This window comes from Pontibacter pamirensis (genome assembly GCF_010015475.1).
Lineage (GTDB): Bacteria > Bacteroidota > Bacteroidia > Cytophagales > Hymenobacteraceae > Pontibacter > Pontibacter pamirensis.
Window position 1 is genome coordinate 1 of record NZ_SSNI01000060.1, and the last position, 18,453, is coordinate 18,453.

14 protein-coding genes, 3 tRNA genes and 1 pseudogene are annotated in these 18,453 nt (G+C 48.4%); 9 read left to right on the forward strand and 9 right to left on the reverse strand.

The features are described from left to right. Positions 1–204 precede the first annotated feature (204 nt). Both E1919_RS25520 and E1919_RS25525 read left to right on the forward strand, forming a co-directional pair. Positions 205–435: pseudogene (locus E1919_RS25520) on the forward strand (IS3 family transposase); the annotation flags it as partial. Positions 436–473: 38 nt separating this feature from the next. Next, positions 474–1,193, forward strand: coding sequence for a hypothetical protein (locus tag E1919_RS25525; protein WP_162056245.1), 720 nt, complete (start codon positions 474–476; stop codon positions 1,191–1,193). Positions 1,194–1,420: 227 nt separating this feature from the next. Here the strand turns inward: E1919_RS25525 and E1919_RS25530 are convergent. From E1919_RS25530 to E1919_RS25540, 3 genes are all read right to left on the reverse strand, one after another. Beyond that, positions 1,421–1,494: transfer RNA gene (locus E1919_RS25530), tRNA-Arg, on the reverse strand. Between the two features lie 69 nt (positions 1,495–1,563). Then, positions 1,564–1,637, reverse strand: a tRNA-Pro gene (locus E1919_RS25535). A 121-nt stretch (positions 1,638–1,758) separates the two neighbouring features. After that, positions 1,759–1,845, reverse strand: a tRNA-Ser gene (locus tag E1919_RS25540). 278 nt (positions 1,846–2,123) lie between these two features. Here E1919_RS25540 and E1919_RS25545 point away from each other — a divergent pair. From E1919_RS25545 to E1919_RS25560, 4 genes are all read left to right on the forward strand, one after another. Continuing rightward, positions 2,124–3,149, forward strand: a complete 1,026-nt coding sequence (locus tag E1919_RS25545) for a VWA domain-containing protein (protein WP_237144856.1) — start codon at positions 2,124–2,126, stop codon at positions 3,147–3,149. Beyond that, a complete protein-coding gene (locus E1919_RS25550) occupies positions 3,146–4,117 on the forward strand; it encodes an aerotolerance protein (RefSeq protein ID WP_162056246.1) in 972 nt (323 codons plus the stop codon). Before E1919_RS25545 ends, E1919_RS25550 begins: the two co-directional genes overlap by 4 nt. 260 nt (positions 4,118–4,377) lie before the next feature. Then, positions 4,378–4,686, forward strand: a complete 309-nt coding sequence (locus tag E1919_RS25555; protein ID WP_237144858.1) for a PaaI family thioesterase — start codon at positions 4,378–4,380, stop codon at positions 4,684–4,686. Between the two features lie 171 nt (positions 4,687–4,857). Further along, entirely contained in the window at positions 4,858–6,042 is a 1,185-nt protein-coding gene (locus tag E1919_RS25560; RefSeq protein WP_162056247.1) for an acetyl-CoA C-acyltransferase, read from the forward strand. 259 nt (positions 6,043–6,301) lie between these two features. Here E1919_RS25560 and E1919_RS25565 read toward each other — a convergent pair whose 3' ends face one another. From E1919_RS25565 to E1919_RS25585, 5 genes are all read right to left on the reverse strand, one after another. Continuing rightward, positions 6,302–7,213, reverse strand: a complete 912-nt coding sequence (locus E1919_RS25565; RefSeq protein WP_162056248.1) for an AEC family transporter — start codon at positions 7,211–7,213, stop codon at positions 6,302–6,304. Positions 7,214–7,360: 147 nt separating this feature from the next. Then, positions 7,361–8,086: a 2'-5' RNA ligase family protein gene (locus tag E1919_RS25570; protein ID WP_162056249.1), complete on the reverse strand. Its 726-nt coding sequence runs from the start codon at positions 8,084–8,086 to the stop codon at positions 7,361–7,363. 45 nt (positions 8,087–8,131) lie between these two features. Continuing rightward, positions 8,132–10,009 (reverse strand): DUF294 nucleotidyltransferase-like domain-containing protein, encoded by a 1,878-nt coding sequence (locus E1919_RS25575; RefSeq protein WP_237144857.1) that lies wholly within the window; start codon positions 10,007–10,009, stop codon positions 8,132–8,134. Between the two features lie 26 nt (positions 10,010–10,035). Next, complete coding sequence (locus E1919_RS25580) at positions 10,036–10,734, reverse strand: 3'-5' exonuclease (protein ID WP_162056251.1); 699 nt, start codon at positions 10,732–10,734, stop codon at positions 10,036–10,038. 217 nt (positions 10,735–10,951) lie between these two features. Then, the gene (locus E1919_RS25585) at positions 10,952–12,730 is read right to left on the reverse strand and encodes an aminopeptidase P family protein (protein WP_162056252.1); all 1,779 of its coding nucleotides are present in this window, start codon (positions 12,728–12,730) and stop codon (positions 10,952–10,954) included. Positions 12,731–13,026: 296 nt separating this feature from the next. Between E1919_RS25585 and E1919_RS25590 the strand changes: the two genes are divergently transcribed. Continuing rightward, entirely contained in the window at positions 13,027–14,250 is a 1,224-nt protein-coding gene (locus tag E1919_RS25590) for a glycoside hydrolase family 88 protein (protein ID WP_162056253.1), read from the forward strand. A 280-nt stretch (positions 14,251–14,530) separates the two neighbouring features. On the opposite strand, the gene E1919_RS25595 is transcribed toward E1919_RS25590, so the two are convergent. Further along, complete coding sequence (locus E1919_RS25595) at positions 14,531–15,013, reverse strand: hypothetical protein (protein ID WP_162056254.1); 483 nt, start codon at positions 15,011–15,013, stop codon at positions 14,531–14,533. A gap of 320 nt (positions 15,014–15,333) precedes the next feature. On the opposite strand from E1919_RS25595, the gene E1919_RS25600 reads away from it, so the two are divergent. Continuing rightward, entirely contained in the window at positions 15,334–16,581 is a 1,248-nt protein-coding gene (locus tag E1919_RS25600; protein WP_162056255.1) for an efflux RND transporter periplasmic adaptor subunit, read from the forward strand. Between the two features lie 141 nt (positions 16,582–16,722). Further along, positions 16,723–18,210 carry a TolC family protein gene (locus E1919_RS25605; protein WP_162056256.1) on the forward strand — a complete coding sequence of 496 codons (1,488 nt, stop codon included), beginning with the start codon at positions 16,723–16,725 and terminating at the stop codon, positions 18,208–18,210. Positions 18,211–18,453: the final 243 nt, after the last annotated feature.

The window sequence follows — 18,453 nt, forward strand, 5'->3', positions numbered from 1 at the left end:
AAGCGAAGGTACAAATAGTAAGAATTGTACTCCTGGCTAACACTTCAAAGATATGAGTACTGTCCAGTCTGAAGGAAGAAGCAGGCAGGTGGAATTTCCTCATGCCCAATATCACCAGGTGTATTTGCCGCAAGGAATTTTTGCCATCCTGCCTGTGGTTGCTTACCTGTTCCTACTTGTATTCTTTCTGTTGGATTCAAAGATATGAGCCGCAAGGGCAACTGCTGGGACAACGCCGTGGCAGAGAGCTTCTTCAAGACGTTGAAGATAGAAATGGTGTACCACCACAAGTTCGCCACCATAGCAGAGGCAAGGCTAGCCGTGTTTGAGTATATAGAGAGTTTCTACAACCGGAAAAGGAGGCATTCAGCGCTTGGCTACCTGACGCCTTGCCAGTATGAAGACCTGTTGTACAACCAAGCGGTGGCTGCCTGAAAAAGTCTCCAGTAAAACATTGCAATTCCACTTCTCAAATGGAGCCTTCCTTCGCAGATATGCTTTCGTCCTCCGCTATTGACGTTAACAGGAACATTCAACAGCAGAAATCAGATGGTTCCGATGATATACCCGCTGAAAAGATCAATAGGTTTTATAGTATAAACCTTAGCTTACAGCAGCAGCTTCTTGTTACGTTATTAGTTGATGGTTGCCGCAGCGGGAAACTTACCTTTTCTGCCTTAAGAGATTATCTGGATGAAAATAGCTGGATAGCTCAACCCATGACCGAGACAGACTTTGACGGAAATATTATTCAGTATACCTGGCAGGATTTACTTTATCCTGCTCTCACAGAGTTTTTCAAGCAACTAAGCATAATCGTGCATGAAGCCCCTGATGCATCACCAAGTTTTGTGCTTTGCCTCGATTCCCTAACTCTAAAGATTGAAGGTATGTTGAGTGAGCTACTACAACGTTCTGGCGACCCTACAATCACAACACACAAAAAAGGCGATCTGCGGGAGGTCTACTTCGAGGACCTTGTTGATATGGCTAAAGAGCGCGGGTTGCTAACAGAGAATGAAGCTTATTTCTTCCGGTACGTCTTTACTGGCCTAAGCAGAAACATACGCAATGATATTGCTCACTCTTATTATCATCTGCCGGTGTACTATTCTTTGGCTAATACGGTCTTAGTTTTTGTTGCCGCGCTTCGCCTATTTAGGTTCAAACTTACTTCGGAACCTGCACCATAAGATTATAAGCTTACAAGAAGATTACCACTGAAGTAGCAATTTCCTTCATCTGGTAGTGATTCTCTTGAGCCGCTATCCCAAATAACAAATTAGTACACTTCTTGCAATTCTATATTTACATAGAAATGCAATTGAAGCCTTGTGGTATTCCAGTTACTTGTGTGCAAATTGTGTGCACATAAAAAAAGCACTTACAAGTTTTACCTTATAAGTGCTTGATTTTCAAGTGATCCCGTTTGGATTCGAACCAAAGACCTACTGCTTAGAAGGCAGTTGCTCTATCCAGCTGAGCTACGAGACCATCGTTTCTGATAAGGTTTCCCCTATCCCTTAAACGAAAAATTTCGGAATTGCTTCCGAAATTTTTTAGTCGGGGTGGCAGGATTCGAACCTACGACCTCCACATCCCAAATGTGGCGCGATACCGGGCTACGCTACACCCCGAACTGTTTTTACGTTTAGTTTCAGCAGCGTTTGTGTCGCTGTTTCAACTAATTGTGGTGCAAATGTAAGTGAAGTTTTTAAAGTGTCAAAAACTTTTTTTAACTTTTTTATTCATCACTTGCGGAGAGGGGGGGATTCGAACCCCCGGTACCCTTACGAGTACGGCAGTTTAGCAAACTGCTGGTTTCAGCCACTCACCCACCTCTCCGGGCTCATTCTGCTAATGAGAATGCAAACATACTACATTACCCTTTACGCCGCAATAGCAGCTCTTAAAATTTAAGCCGCCACTCCGCATTTTATTCCCACATCACAAGCTAACTGATTGATTCCTTTTCGCTTGCTGTGGACATATTTTTTTAAATTATTTTGAATCCTCCACACCCAAAGCATAAAACAGGAAGCTGTACGTTCTGATAAGGCGCCTGAGCTTAAAAAATTAAACTTCTGCGGCCCTGCCGTCGAGGCTAAATAAGTATATTTGTGATGGCAGCCCCACTAAAAGGTGAGGCACACGGTTTAACTGCCGCTTTTTTAGAGATGACCTGGTACCAAACCATCACACTGCTCGAGATAATATTCGGTGCCCTCTTCCTAGGGCTCTACATCGGCTATTTGCTGCGCGTGCGCCGGGTGGCGCTTTTCTTTCGGCAGCGGCCGCACATTGTCTGGCTTAAGTTTGTGCTGCGCCACCTGTATGTGCTGCTCATTATCATTGCCATACTCGGTCCCTCTTTCGGAGCCATGAAAAAAGAGATACGGACTATTGGCAAAGACCTGTATATCGCCGTGGACCTTTCACAGTCGATGAACGCCACTGATGTGCAGCCCTCGCGGCTGGAGAAAGCCAAGCATGAAATGCAGCGCCTGATTACCCGCTTTAATTCCGACCGTATCGGCCTGATGGTGTTCTCCGATGAGGCCTTTGTGCAGAGCCCGCTCACCTACGACCAAAAGGCGCTGCAACTCTACACCCAAACGCTCCGCACCAGCCTTCTACTCCACTCCGGCACCGATTATGCTCCACTGTTGCAGCTAACCCTGGAAAAGCTGAAGCAGGACAAAAATCCTGAGGCAGAAGAACAAAAAGCCCGGGTACTGGTGCTGATTAGTGACGGAGAGGATTTCGGTGGAAAAGTGGAGCGGCTGGCAGCACAATTACGCGAGCAGAACATCCGGGTATACACGCTGGGCATCGGCACCACAGACGGCAGCCGCATTCCGGTTGGCAGGGGTTTCCTGCAGGACAGTGAGAACCGTACCGTGACCACCTTCCTGAACCCTGAGCCTCTTGTGCAACTGGCAGACTTAACAGGTGGGCAATATTATGAGGTAAGCGACCGGGTAAGTGAAGTAAGCAGGCTTATCAGCGCCATCAATAACATTGAGGGAGAGCTTAGGGAAAGTAAGACCATTGATGTGACGGCTAACAAGTATATTTACCCGCTGGCACTGGCGCTGGTGCTAATAGTGCTGGATGTCCTGATCACCATCAAACTGATTCGCATATGAAGCCTGTGCTGTTCGTCTTCTTACTGGTTTCCTTGCTGAGCGGTGGGTTTAACACCATCTCCCGCCTGAATGAGTATGCCAAAACTGCAGCAGAAGCTTACCACCAGCAGGAATATATAGAAGCTATTGCTGCCTACGAGTACCTGCTCCGCGACCTGGAGGTGAAGGATGACCAGTTACAGTTGAACCTGGCCCACGCATACTATAAGGCAAACCTGCTGCCACAGGCAGCGGCAGAATACCGCCTGTTGGCAGACCATCCTTCCCGGCACCTGAAAGCTGTAGCGCACCTGCAGCTTGGTAACATTGCCACACAACAGAAGAAGCACCGCCAGGCGCTTGCGCTTTATAAGAACGCGCTGATAGCAGAACCTTTGAACGATGCCGCCCGCTACAACTTTGAGCTGCTAAAGAAGTACATCGCGCTACACCCGGAAACACCAGAGGAAAACCCGGAAGATAACTTTTCGCAACTTAAAGAAAGTAATACCGACCAGGACAGTCTTGCATCTCCCCCGCCTGCAGAAGAGGCACTGGAGCCGCAGCCAAAGCAGAACCCGGATGCTAACGGAGATACAGAAGAAGAGATCGAACAACCACAGCCTGATAATACCGGGCAGCAGCAGTCTCAAAACACCGGAGATGGTAGCCAGGACAAGAGAAAGGATGAACAGGCAGGGGATCAGGAAAGAGAGCAAAAGAGCGGCAGTGCACCCGGCGATACAGAGGGGCTGAACCCGGATGGGCAGGACGATTTGGAGCAGTTACCGCGAAATTCCAGTGCCGAAGGTGTTTCTGCAGAAGACCAAAGGGCACAGATGCGGCGTGCGCGGCTACAGCAAGTGAACATGAGTCCTGAAAAGGCACGCTTACTGCTAGATGCAATGCGGAATGCGGAGTTACAGTATATTCAGCAGCTACCTAAAAAGGCTACCAAAACCCCGGACGGCTCCAGGCCAAACTGGTAAAACAGCAGCTGTGGAATTTTAGCTTCTGCCTTGTGATTCCCTTATTCCTTAGAGCCTTTTCGGCTGCCGCCTCCTGCTTCCGCTACAGAATGCGTATACTTGCCGGAAAATCAGGAGACATATTCAAACATGGAAGCAGCAGCACATTACCGCCGGCTGGAGCGGCTTTACCACAGGGCACACGTTCAGGAACTTTTCATTGGGAGCAGCATTAGTGTTAGCCATTCTAAAGCAGAACTGACATTACCTGTTGCCTCAAAATACTTTCATGGGGCAAATGCCAGACATGGCGCTGTTTACTTCGAGCTGCTCGACGATGGAGCTTATTTTGCCGTGGCGTCTGTTGTTCACGATGTTTTTACGTCACCTCTTCTTTTCAGTTAAACCTGCTACGGCCAGTTAACGGGGGCACACTCAAAGCAGTAGGCACCCTCCGTTCAATCAGCAAAAACCTCTTTGTTGCAGAGGCCACGCTCTATAACGAAAGAGGCAAAGAAGTAGCTTCCGGAACTGGGCAGTTTATGCGCACCACTCAGCCGCTGGGGAGCCTGGAGGGGTATACATACTGATGAAAACAGAGTGGTAGCAGGTGCTGAAGTAAGGCTACAAGAGCAGTGATCAAACATGTGATAATAGTTTAAAGCTGAACGAAAGGGGAAGCAATTTCCTTGCCTAACGATCGTTTGGTTTTACGCCCGAAACATGGTAACTTCACATGACAATAAAGCGAATATAAAACTATGCAAACGAAAGAAGTATATATCATTTCAGCTGTCAGGACTCCGATAGGAAGCTTCGGAGGCGCTATGGCCAGCCTTACGGCAACCCAACTGGGTGCCGCCGCTATAAAAGGTGCTTTAGAAAAAGCCGGAGTAGATAAGAGTCTCGTGCAGGAGGTAATCATGGGCAACGTGATATCTGCCAACGTAGGCCAGGCTCCCGCACGCCAGGCTGCTATTTTTGCCGGACTGGGACACGAGGTAGAGTGTACTACTGTAAACAAAGTATGCGCCTCTGGTGCGAAGGCCATCATGTTTGCTTCGCAAGCTATTATGCTGGGGCATAAAGACGTGATAGTGGCAGGTGGCATGGAAAGCATGTCGAATGTGCCTTATTACCTTGAGAAAGCCCGTTTCGGTGCCAAACTTGGCCACGGCCAGATGACAGATGGCTTGTTGAAAGATGGTCTGTGGGATGTCTACAACGACTTTCATATGGGAAATGCTGCCGAAAACACCGCCCGTGAATTGAAGATTACACGTGAGATGCAGGATGAGTACGCTATCAATTCTTATAAGAAAGTAGCCGAGGCAAATGAGGCTGGCTTACTGAAGGATGAGATTGTGCCTGTGGAGGTTCCGCAGCGCGGTAAGGATCCAATCGTAGTGTCAGAGGACGAAGAGTTCAGAAAGGTAAACTATGACAAAATCCCAAGCCTGCGTCCGGTGTTCGATAAAGCAGGTTCAGTAACTGCTGCCAATGCCTCTACTCTCAACGATGGTGCCGCTGCCGTGGTGCTAATGAGCAAGGAGAAAGCAGAAGAGCTAGGGTTGAAGCCAATCGCTAAAATTCTGGGCTTTGCAGATGCGGAGCAGGACCCTATCTGGTTTACTACTACGCCAGCGCTGGCAATACCAAAAGCATTGAAAAATGCAGGTGTGGATGCCTCTGAAGTAGACTACTATGAAATTAACGAAGCGTTCTCTGTAGTATCCCTTGCCAACAACCAGAAACTAGGCCTCGAAGGCGGCAACGTGAACGTATTTGGCGGTGCCGTATCGTTGGGTCACCCGCTTGGTGCCTCTGGTGCCCGCATCCTAGTGACACTGTGCAATGTGATGGATAAGAAAGGTGGTAAAATTGGCGTGACAGGTATCTGCAACGGCGGTGGGGGAGCATCTTCTATTGTCATCGAAAAGATATAATATTTGCCTTTAGGTAGATATTTTACAGGAAGCCCTACGTTTATCGCGTAGGGCTTCTGCTTTTTACTACTAAACGGAGCGCTACAATACTTTGTGCACGAAAAGAACTTCCCCGTTCCAAGCTCTCCCAAAACTGTGGTAAACAAGTAATGTTAACACTTTATTTTAGTGGCAGCTAAAGCCCGCTGTAAGCACCACGATAATAATGAAGCATCTAAGAAACACCAAGACAACAACAGGAGATCAGCAATTTACGGCCTCATATTCCATTTACGAGCCAGTACCAGATAGTCAGCGTCAGAAAGGAAATAGGGATGCCAAAGCCGATCATCATGTTAGCCAGGCGGGGCTTCAGGCCATAGGATGCCGCAACAATGCTTGCTGTTATCATTGGGGCCATGGCGGCTTCCATGATAGTAATCTGTGCCAGTTCCCCCCTTACACCCAGCACCTGCACATAGAGCAGGTAAATCAGCAGTGGCGCCAGAATAAGCTGAAAGAAAAGTCCCAGGGCAAGGAAGCGCCAATGCTTGCTGCGTCGCTCGATACGCAACTGCATGCCCACCGACACCAGCGCTAAAGGGGTAACTGTGCTGCCCAGGCGCTGAAACACATCCTTCAATTCTGCTGAAAGGCTGATATGCAGCACATTGAGCAGCAAAGCCAGGAAAAACATGATGAACGGGGGAAAGAAAAGTATCTTTTTTGAGATGGCTTTTACATCGGGTTGGCCTTTTGAAAAAACAGCGGCCAATGCAATACCCAGCGTGGAGAGCACCACAAACGTTCCCGGCTGATCGATGAGGATTGCCGTCTTCAACCCTTCTGAGCCATATAGCGCCTCAATAACCGGAAACCCAATAAAGGAAGTATTGCCCAAACCGGCTGTCAGGATGAGGCAGCCAATAAGCTTGCGCGACCAGCCAAAGATTTTGCCCAGGCTCCAGAAGAACAGCGCCGAGGCGGCAAAGCATATCCATGCCACCCCCACCGGCAGCAGCACAGTGCTGTCCAGCTTTACATCCGGAATGTAGTATAGGGCCAGCGCCGGCAGTGATATATAAATAATGAACTGATTGAGTACCAGCGGTGAATTGATGGGGAAATCACGTACTCTTTGCAACAGAACACCCAGGCCCAGGCTGCCGAATAACAATATTAAACTACTCATACATCTCTCAATAGCTGCTGCTACACCTAAGCTGCTTTCAAAGGTAAGTCACCCTTACGAGACTTATTCTACTGCAGGTGTGTAGCTTTGTAATTCTTTCGCCTGGAAATTCTTGAGATACCACTTGTGATGTTGCTCTAACTGGCGTTAGCAACAGTCCCAGTGGGACTTTAAACTAAAGCGGCCCAGCAACTGCACAAGGGCCTGCCGCTGATACCAATCGTTGTAAACCAGTTCAAGCTCACTCACCTCAGTACTTCCAAAGTCATACTCCCTGTACTCCTGCACTTTATCCAGAAATACTGAAGGATTTTGCAAAGGAGCCTTGAATCTTACAACAGTACTATGTGCGGTTTGTAAAACGTAGCGGGTATCAATCGTTTGCTGAAGCGTGGCGCTTCTGAAGCTTTCCCTTAGCTTATTCCTAAGTTGGTTGAGTTGATCAGCCACAGGAAAGCCCTGTATCAGGAGGCAGGAAGGAGAAGCTGTTATGCCCCGAAAGTATAGCTGAAAGCTTTGGGAGTTCTGAACGGTCTGCTGAACCAGTTGCATATACTCTTCCACTCTGATAGCATCTAATGAGAAGCCTGCGTGACAGGAAATGATAGACATCACCGTTACATGTATGTCTGCCTCCGGGTAATAATACTGTTCCGGCTCAATTTGCTGCAACTCCAGAAGGAACTGCTGTATCCTCTTCCAAACCTCCTGCCCGGGCCGAAACAACAGCGTGATGCCGAACCTGGAGTCATTTTCAGATGCAATCAAGGGATCCAGTTCAAAAACCCCTGCCGTGAATTTCCTCCAAGTAGTTTCCCATAGTTGATTATAGTGCTGCTCTATGTCAAATATATGGTCAGTTTCTTCAGCCATACTCTCAAAAGAGTTTATTCACTTTTATCCAACAGAATAACAGCATTAGCTAAACAGGGCATTGGTGAATTTAACCTTAACGTTCGTCTGGAAGTTAGAGATAGTTTTGAAAATCTCTTTAATTGTTACCTGCTCTATCTTTGTCAGGCTTCTGATATCGATATAGTTTTCCGGCTCCGATTTATCGTTGATAATTTGAACTGCCTGCTTCTTTAACCGCATGCTCATCAGGTAGTAATACGACTGCATCAATTCCTGGTATTCCCTTTCCTTTAACACGCCTATCTCCATGAGTGCCTCCAGGCGCTCCCCGGTGTTTGTCTTGAAGATCCTGTTCTGCAGCGCGTACACCCGAACCATGTCCACGATGGGCGTCATGGCTTTCTTGATGTTAAATACCTCCTGGCTTCCGACGGTAAAGGTTTTGATGTTTCTGAAATACGTCAGCGGTGGCTCGTACTGCATGGCGTTGTTGGCCATATGAAACAGGAAGCGACCCAATGGCTTTTGCAGCTCCTCATCCAGAAACACCTTCAGTTCATCCATAATGGCGGCCTCACCAAAGATGTAGCGGCAGTCGAAGAAAGCGGAGAACTTCATCACCTTATCCGGGTCTGGCTCCTTCATCCAACTCACGTAATTGCGCTTCCAGTGCGACAGCGAGTGGGTCCATTTCGTGTTTTTTGCCATGTAGCCACCGGTACAAAAGCTGAAGCCAATTTTATCGAGCCGCTCCGACACCTGATCTGCGAAAGCCAGGAAATACTTCCTTACCAGTTCGCGCTGCTCATTGGCTTTGTCTTCGTAAATAATGGCATTGTCCTGATCAGTTTTAAGGGTTTGTTCTTTGCGGCCCTCGCTGCCCAGTACAATAAAAGCAAACTTGGCTGGCGGTGTACCCATCTCATCAATCACACCCTCAATTACCTTCAGGGCAATAGTATCCGACACAGTCGTTATCACCTGGTTCACAATCTCCGGCTTTACACCACGGCTCAACAATTGGTATACAATTTCCGGCACCTTCTCCCATCTCCTCCGCAGTTCCTCCACAGAGCGGGCCAGCCTTACCGACTGAATAAACATGAACGGCGACTGCGCCTGCTCACTCAGCAGTTTGTTCCGGCTGATAAAGCCAAGGTACTGCCCGTTTTCCTCTACCAGTAAATAGCGCGTCTGGGTCCGGAACATGAGCAGAATAGCCTCATACACGTAAGCTTCTGTAGGGATCGACACAATTGGATTGTCCATGATACTGCTAACAGGCTCCTGCACCTGCACCTGCCGGGCCACCACGTTATCACGCAGCGTAATGTCAGTCACGTAGCCGATGATGTTGCCCTGCGAGTCCTTTACAAAAAGACAGCTAACCTTGTGCTCAGCCATCCATTTTGCTGCTTCAAAAATGGGTGTATCCTGGCCGCAGGACACCAGATTCCGGTACTCGATACTTTCAATTCTCCGGGAGTACAGCTGGTCCGAAGCGATGTAGTTTTGCTCAAAGGTGGTCGGCTTCTTCACGAAGTGTGCGTACTCATCGTTTATCATCCGCTTGCCAAACTCAGCGGTAAAGAACTGGAAGAACGCCTCGTTTGTCTGGCAAAGCGCCCTGAAATCTCTGCGGTGAAGGAAATATACCACCGTTCCTTTCTTAGCAATCACGGAACGCAGCGACCTTTTCCGGTTGAGCAGCACGGAAACACCACCATAGCAATACCCCTTGTGGTGGTGCTCTATCACTCTCTTGTTGTGCTCGCTGTCATAAAAGAAAGCCTCATACTCGCCTTCTGCTATGATGTCTACTCCTCGCATTTTGGTCACCTCCTGGTGGTAGATAGGCGTATCCTTCGTATATTTTACTTCCTGTAGTAGCTCCGCCACACCTTGCAACACATCTTCTGAAAGTACATTAAAGGGTTGCACTGTTTTTAGAAATTCTAACTGATTGTTCATATCCAGTAACTAAGCAACAGGGAAATTACAAACATAAATAAAACACTACCGCCACAACCGGTTTTCTTATCTGCAGCAGGAGCCTCGACAGAATCAGCTTGTTGCCTTGCTATCATACCTTCGTCAATGTCTCCGCGCTTCACCAACTCAAAAAAGCATTTTGCCGTGGCTCTGGCATCTACCATGGCATTGTGCTGATGCTTGAGGGGCACATTGAAGAGCCGCTCATACATCTCGCCCAGGCGCAGGAAGCGCTGGTGCGGGCGGAGAAGAAAATTGGAAGAAGCCCGCATGGTACAGAAAAGCGGCAGCTCCGGTAAAGGGTTATACATGCCGGCCCTGTGGAAACAGACTCCTACCATGTGATAGTCCAGCTGCATAAAATGGGCAATCACCAGTGGCTGGTATTGGTTCAGGTCTGCCGAAAGTTGGGTTAGTACCTCTTCCCGCTGTACGCCTTTTTCCTGCAGAAATGCACTCGTTATGCCATGTATCTTGATGGATTCCGGAGAGATTTCAAAATCATCATCCCGCACATAAAAGTTCTCTAATTTTACTTCTTGTCCGTCTTTGGTATAAATGGCCCAGGCTACCTGCACAGAAACCGGCCAGCTATCATGGTCAGAATAAGGGGCGTTCCAGTCTTTAGGTATACCGGTAGTTTCGGTGTCAATAAACAGCAAATATTCTCTCACGGCGTCAAAGTAGGAATAAAATCAGCAAGTATGAAGTCAGCCTGAAACTATATGTAGGTACGTGGTTTTTTAATGTTCGCCAATTAGGAACATAACTATGCTATTATGCTATGCCCTACCTGCATTGTGTAGCAAGTAGGGCATAGCAGGATGTAAAGCGGTAAAGAATTCCTAAAGCTCCACTACCTGCGAAGCCAACAATATAACAATCCAGCAATTAAATAGCCTTTGCTTTCTCCTTCAGCCAGGCAAGTTCCTCCTCAGATAAATGAGGACCAAGCTGCTCCACTACCCGCTGGTTATAGTCATTCAGCCACTTTACCTGGTGTGCCTCCAGCAGTTCTTTTTTAACCGGTGTAGTGTCTATCAAGGCTAAAGTGAGGTGCTCGAAGGTATAAAACTCGCCAAACTCATTTTTCTCGTCCTGTACTGTAAGCACAATGTTCTCAATACGGATGCCATGCTTGCCGTTACGGTAAATACCGGGCTCTACCGAGGAGATCATTCCCAATGCAATGGCTACAGGCGTGGGAGATGCATTCAGTACATGCGGCCCCTCATGCACATTCAGGAAGAATCCAACGCCGTGTCCCGTGCCGTGGCCGTAGTTGCGGGCATGGTCCCAGAGTGGCTTGCGGGAAATGGCGTCGATTTGGTAACCGGGTGTGCCTTTTGGGAAGCGGGCAGTGGACCCGTCAATCATACCCTTTAGCACAAGCGTATAGTCCATGCTCTCCTCCTCCGTCAGGTTACCCAACGTTACTACCCGGGTGATGTCGGTGGTGCCGGTGTTGTATTGTCCGCCGGAATCCAGCAGGAACAGGCCGTCAGCCTGCAGTTCGACGTCGCTCTCTTCTGTTACCCTATAATGCGGCAGTGCACCGTGCGCTTTGTAACCGGCAATGGTATCGAAGCTTTCGCCCACAAAGCCCTCCTGCTCTGCACGGAACTCGCGTACTTTAGCAGCCACTGAGAGTTCGGTCACTTTGCTTTTGCCTACGTTCTCCTCCAGCCATTTGAAGAAGCGGGTCAGCGCCACCCCGTCTTTTACCATGGTTTTGCGGGTGTTCTCAATTTCCACCTCATTTTTCTGCGCTTTAAACAAGGTCGTAGGATTCGTGTCCTGCATTACGCGCACGGAGGCTTGCAGCTGTTTAAACAAGGCGTAACAATTTCGTTTCGGGTCGATGAAGATGCTGGCGTCAGCTGGCAGAAAAGCAATAGCTCGCTCTATCAAATCATAGGATTCCAGTTCCACGCCTGCAGCCAGTAATTTCTCCTGGTCTTCCTGGCTTAGTTTGGTGGTGTTGATGAAGAGTATGGCTGCCTCCTGGCTGATAAGTGCAAAACTCAGCACCACCGGGTTGAATTTCACATCCGCGCCGCGTATGTTAAAAAGCCAGGCCATGTCATCCAATGAAGAAATTACGTGGAAGTCGGCTCTATGCTTCTTCAGGGCCGCACGCAACCGCTCCAGCTTGCTTTGCAGCGACTCCCCTACCGTCTCCTCTCCTACCAGAAAAGCCGGGGCCGTAGGCAATGCAGGCCTGTTTTGCCAGATGGGCTGCAGGTAATCGCGATCGCTGTTCAGCTTTATGCCGAGTGGTGACAGTTGCGACTCCAGCATCTGAGCCAGCCCTACAGAGATAAGCTTTGCATCATAAGCTACTGTGGCCCCTGCTGGCAGGCGCTCATCCAGCCACTGGATATATTCCGGGGTGTTCTGTGCCTTTAGTGGCACCAGTTCAAACCCGGTATCGGCTAGCTGCTCTTTTGCCTGCACAAAGTAGCGGGCGTCGGTCCAGAGGCCGGCAAAATCTTCCGTTATCACCAGGGTACCTGCCGAGCCGGTAAAGCCGGAGGCAAATTCAATGCATTTGTATCTGTCGGGTAGATATTCGCTGATGTGCGGGTCTGCCGAAGGAATGATGTAAACACTCACACCTTCTCCTTTCATCTGACTGCGAATGGCGGCTAATCTTTCTTTATATTTCATAGTTTTATGTATCGGTATAAGGCAAATTAAGAAAAGATGAGCTGAAATGCTTGCCCTAGTCACATCCAAATGCTCCAAAGGCTGGTTTTCAGGAGCAAAACCAGTGGAATAAATTTCAGGAGGGAAAGCATCTTCCTACAATAATTAGCTATATTTAATCCTATGCCGTGGATTTCAGTTTCAGGTTATAGATTTAACTATTCATCAACGCAAAGCATATTTATAAGGCTTGACTGCCTGAACCGGAGCACACGAAGCAGAACTTTCTAACATCATATATAAACACACTCGATTTTATGCGACAAAAAAGTTTATACGCCAAAGCACTCATCTTTGCCAGCATATGCTTGGGCACAGCCTGTAGCAGCAGTGAGCGAGCGCAGGTAAATGACCTGAATCCTACGCAAGAGGTGCTTACGCTTGCTGATTCAGCTTTTGAGGATGCCGCAGCCCAGTACAAGGTGCTGATGGCACGGCTTCCGGAGGATAAATTGCCGAAAACTTTTCATGAAGAAAGGGACTACCTGGAAACCAGCGACACAGAGTGGTGGACAAGCGGATTTTACCCGGGCACGCTGTTATACCTGTTTGAGGAAACCGGTGACCAGGTGCTTTATGAGGAGGCGATGCGCGTACTGAAACTACTGGAAAAAGAACAGTACAACACCTCTACGCACGACCTGGGCTTCATGATGTACGACAGCTATGGAAACGCCAACCGCTTAAAGCCATCGCCGGAGTACAAGGAGGTGCTGCTGAACAGTGCCCGGTCGCTGGCCACCCGCTTCAACCCGGCCGTTGGCGCTATACGTTCCTGGGATTCCAAGCCGGAAGATTTCATCGTCATTATCGACAATATGATGAACCTCGACCTGCTGTTCTGGGCAACAAAGGAAACCGGCGACTCCACCTACTATGACATTGCGGTGACGCATGCCAACACCACCATGCAAAACCACTTCCGGCCAGACAACAGCACCTACCACGTCATTAACTATAACCCCACCACCGGCGAAGTACAGGAAAAGAAAACGGCACAAGGAGCAGCAGATGAGTCGGCGTGGGCAAGAGGACAGGCATGGGGCCTGTATGGCTTTATTGACACCTACCGCGAAACAAAGGATGAAAAATACCTGCAACAGGCGCAGCGCATAGCCGAGTTTATGCTGAATCACGAGAACATGCCGGAGGATAAAATCCCCTACTGGGATTTTCATGCGCCTAACATTCCGGATGCGTTACGCGATGCCTCTGCCGCAGCCATTACAGCCTCTGCTCTTCTGGAGTTGAGCCAGTATGTAGATCAGGCAAAGGGGCAGGAATATTTTAACACAGCAGAGACGATACTTAAAAACTTGTCTTCAGACGAATATAAAGCAGCGCCTGGCACCAATGGTGGTTTCATACTAAAGCGTGGCGTTGGCCATATGCCGGCAGGCACCGAAGTAGATGTGCCGCTGACCTACGGCGACTACTATTACATCGAGGCCTTAAAACGCTATAAAGAGCTGGCAGATTAATCTGACAAAATCCCATCTTTGAACATTTCCAAGCTGGGATTCTTGATTAGGTTCTGCGCAGAGACTGGCTCTATGATGCAACCGAAAAGTAAGACTGGCATGATAGCTTTATCTCAGATTTTACGGGATGTACTTAGATAAAGTATTAGTAGAATCTGTTACTCTATAGGTAGTATATAAACTACCAATGCTCCCGAGCCGTGCTTTGTCTGATGTATTAAAGGATATTGTTAAGGATACGTACTAATACCCTTGCTTACTGGATGCAGGATAGTTCATCTCAATCTCTTTTCAACAAAAGGAACGGAGTAGTAACATACACGTAACTACCGTTTTTGCTTTTTAACCTAATTGCTAAGTCAATTTCTTTTTCTGGGAGCTCGTTCAAAATATTATCTGAAAACACCAGTTTGTAATTGATCACTGTTGTAACTGTAGTAGAGGCCTGTAAGGAAGTGTTGTTTACTGAAACACTATCAGTAACATTAAATAATTCCATTTCTACTGTGTTATCTAAAGATCCAGTTGCTATCGAAGCATAAATTGTGATTGAGCTTAAATTGCTATAGTTTGTTTTATCAAACTTAATTAAATGGGTGAAATCAGGTAAAAGTTCAAAATCAGTTTGGTTTGTTGACCAATGTCCAGAAAAGAATACAAGGCGAACCTCTTTGTCTAGTACCGGAATAACTTCCTCTTTTTTACATGACAAAAACACCAATGATAAACTCATAATTATAGACAGGGACACGATTTTTTTCATATAAAGCTTATTAATAAGAGTTGTATCTATTCAATTGTTCAGGCTTATTGACTAGCAGAACTATTCTTGCGGTCTACCAATATACAACCTGCGGTATAAGATACAAATATCTAAATAATAAAATATAACGCAAATAATTACCTCCTTTTGTAGTCTATCTTCTATCCCTCCTCCTCCCAAAAACGAACAAACTGTTCAATATTGAACACCTTTTAGAGAGCAAATAACACCTAATAAACACGCAATATTCTGATTTACAATAGTTTACACTATTGGCATATGAATTGGCTATATAGTTCAGAATCAGAACAAAAGATAAGATGGACCGTGAACTTTCAGCCGCAACAAAACAAGCTTACAAGCGCAAGCGCCTCTGGCAAATAAGTGCTGCTATCGCGCTGGTGGCTGCAGCCATTTTTGGTTTCAGGACCCTTATTACCCCAAGCATCGGGCGGAGCGAAATAAGAACGGCCACAGTGGAACATGGACCTGTAGTAGCCACCTTAACTGCTTCAGGCGTGGTGGTACCGGAGCATGAGCAGGCCATCACCAGCCCCATACAGGCCCGCATCGAGCAGGTGGTGCGCACATCCGGAGAAGAAGTGCAACCCGGCGACCAAGTGCTGCTGCTGGACAGGTCTTTCTCGCAACTAGCCTACGATAAGCTCAGAGACGAGCAGGAAATGAACCAGCATAAGCGGGTGCAGCTCCGGCTACAGCTACAGAAAAAGCTGAACGCCCTGGAGTCGCAGTTGGCAATAAAGCGCATGGGCGTGAAAAGCCTGCAAGCCAGACTCGAAGACGAGCAGTACCTGCTGAAAATCGGTGGCGGCACACAGGAGCAGGTAAAGCAGGCCGAACTGAACCTTAAAATCGCACAGCAGGAACTGGCCCAACTGGAACGGGACATTGCCAGCGAGCGGGAGCTGCTGAAAGCAGACGAGCAGGAACTCGGCTTCACCCTAGCCATGCAGGGCCGGACTATAGAGGAACTGGAGCGCAAAATGGAGCAAGCCGAAGTCCGGGCTACGCATCGTGGGGTGGTAACCTGGGTAAAGAACGAAATAGGCAGTAATGTAAATGCGGGTGATGTGATTGTGCGGCTCGCTGACCTGAGCAGCTTTAAAATAAAAGCGGCTGTATCAGATGCTTTTGCGGAGCAGCTACAGACAGGTGGTGAAGCTACGATACGTGTCAACGACACCGACCTGAATGGCATCATTGCCTCTATAGAGCCGACGGTCACAAACGGGACCGTCACTTTCTTTGTGGAACTGCATGAAAATGCCCATAAGGCACTGCGCCCTAACCTGCGCGTGGATGTGTACGTGACCACGGCCACCAAACCCAACACGCTCCGGGTGAAGAATGGGCCCTACTTCAACAGCGCCAGCAACAACGACAGATTATTTGTGGTGCGTGGCGATGAGTTGGTACAGATACCAGCCAGCACCGGGGCAAGCAACACAGACTTTGTAGAAGTAGAAGGCAGCGTGCAGCCGGGAGATGAGATAGTGATTTCCTCTCTGGAAGACTACGAACACCTGAAGAAAATCAAATTAGATTAAGTTTTACGAATCATGTAGCACGAATCAAGTATCACGATTTATATTATCCGCCACGCCTTTCTGAGCTATGAAATGACCCTTTAAAAATAAACTTCTTCCGTGCTACGAGATACGTAAGTCGTGCTACTCAAAAATAAAACTATGAAAAGCCAATTTATTCTCTATTTGTTGTTTGTGTGCCTCCTGATGCTTCCTGGCCTCACTATTGCCCAACCTGCTACGCGCCAGCTGCGCCTGCAGGAGGTGATTGAGATGGCGCAGGAGCAGTCGGCGGTGGCACGGCAGGTGGAAACGACGCGGGAAACCAGCTACTGGCAGTGGCGCAGCTTTAAGGCTGGCTATAAACCACAACTGAGTATAAAAGGCATCCTCCCCGATTTCAGACGCACCATTAACCCTGTCACACAGCCAGACGGCACCCTGGAGTTTAAGCCTGTGTCCAACAACTACTCAGAGGTAGGCCTGACGCTGGAGCAGGTAGTCAGCCCAACCGGAGGCAGCATATTTGTGACATCGCTGATGCAGCGCTTCGATGATTTTGAGAGAACCCAAACCCGATACAATGGCAACCCGGCTATCATCGGCTTTGAGCAACCCCTGTTCGCTTACAATAAGCTGCGCTGGGAAAAGCGCATTGAGCCGCTACGTTATGAAGAATCGCAGAAAAAGTACCTGGAAGACCGGGAGACAATCGCTGTAACAGCAACCAACCTCTATTTCGACCTGCTGCTGGCACAGGTAAACCAGGATATAGCGGCCAAAAACCTTGCGAATAACGACACACTCTATCAGGTAGCGCAGGAGAAGTATAAACTGGGTCGCCTCTCTAAAAACGATTTGCTGCAGTTGCGCCTTGCTGTGCTGAATGCCGGACTGGCGCAGGCACAGGCAAGCCTGGATGCACAGACTGCCCTGCTAGCCTTGAAAACCTATGTGGGCCTGCGCGACAGCCTGCAACTACAGCTACAGGTGCCGGAGAATATACCCTCAGCTGATGTACAGGCCGCCACAGCTTTGTCAGAAGCCTACAAAAACAGAAAAGAAAATCTAAACTTCCAGCGCCGCTTACTCGAGGCAGAAAGTGGCGTGGCCAAAGCAAAAGGTGACAATGGTTTCAATGCCAGCGTTTACGCGACCTTCGGCCTTACTAACCGAGGCGAGAATTGGAGAGACATTTATCAGCAGCCCGAGAACCAGCAGGGGGTGCAGATCGGGTTCAATATGCCGCTACTGGACTGGGGCCGCCAGCGCGCCAACTACAAAGTGGCAGCCCTGGACCGGAAACTGGTGCAGTTCACGGTAGCGCAGGAGGAGGCTAGCTTTGAGCAGGCTGTGATTACGCAGGTGAACCAGTACAACATGCTCAAAAACCGCATCAAGGCTACTGCCGAAGCCGATGCTATTGCCCAGGAGCGCTACGACATTGCAAAAAGCATTTACCTGATTGGCCGCATCAGCATCACAGACCTGGGCATTGCCCTGACAGAGAAAGATCAGGCACGACGGGCATACGTTGCTTCGCTCAGCGAGTTCTGGGAAGCTTATTACAACCTGCGGCAACTCACCCTCTTTGACTTCGAGAAGCAGGAGGTCCTGCTTAGTAAGGAAGCCGGAATAGAAGAAAATTAAATAGCCACCATGAAGCCTACAGCCATGAGAAAGATGGAAGTCAGTAAATATGCAGGGCGGACTGAAACGCAGGAAAGCTCGTTGATCGGGTCCAACCACCCCTGCCCCTCCTTGTCCAAGGCTACGATTAGGACACAAACTTTGAGGCGCATTTGTTCTCTGTTCTAAAAGGAGCAAATGAGCGGTGACATATTCAGCGACCGGCGTATCAGCCGTCGTGTAGAGGATTTGGCAACGAGGATA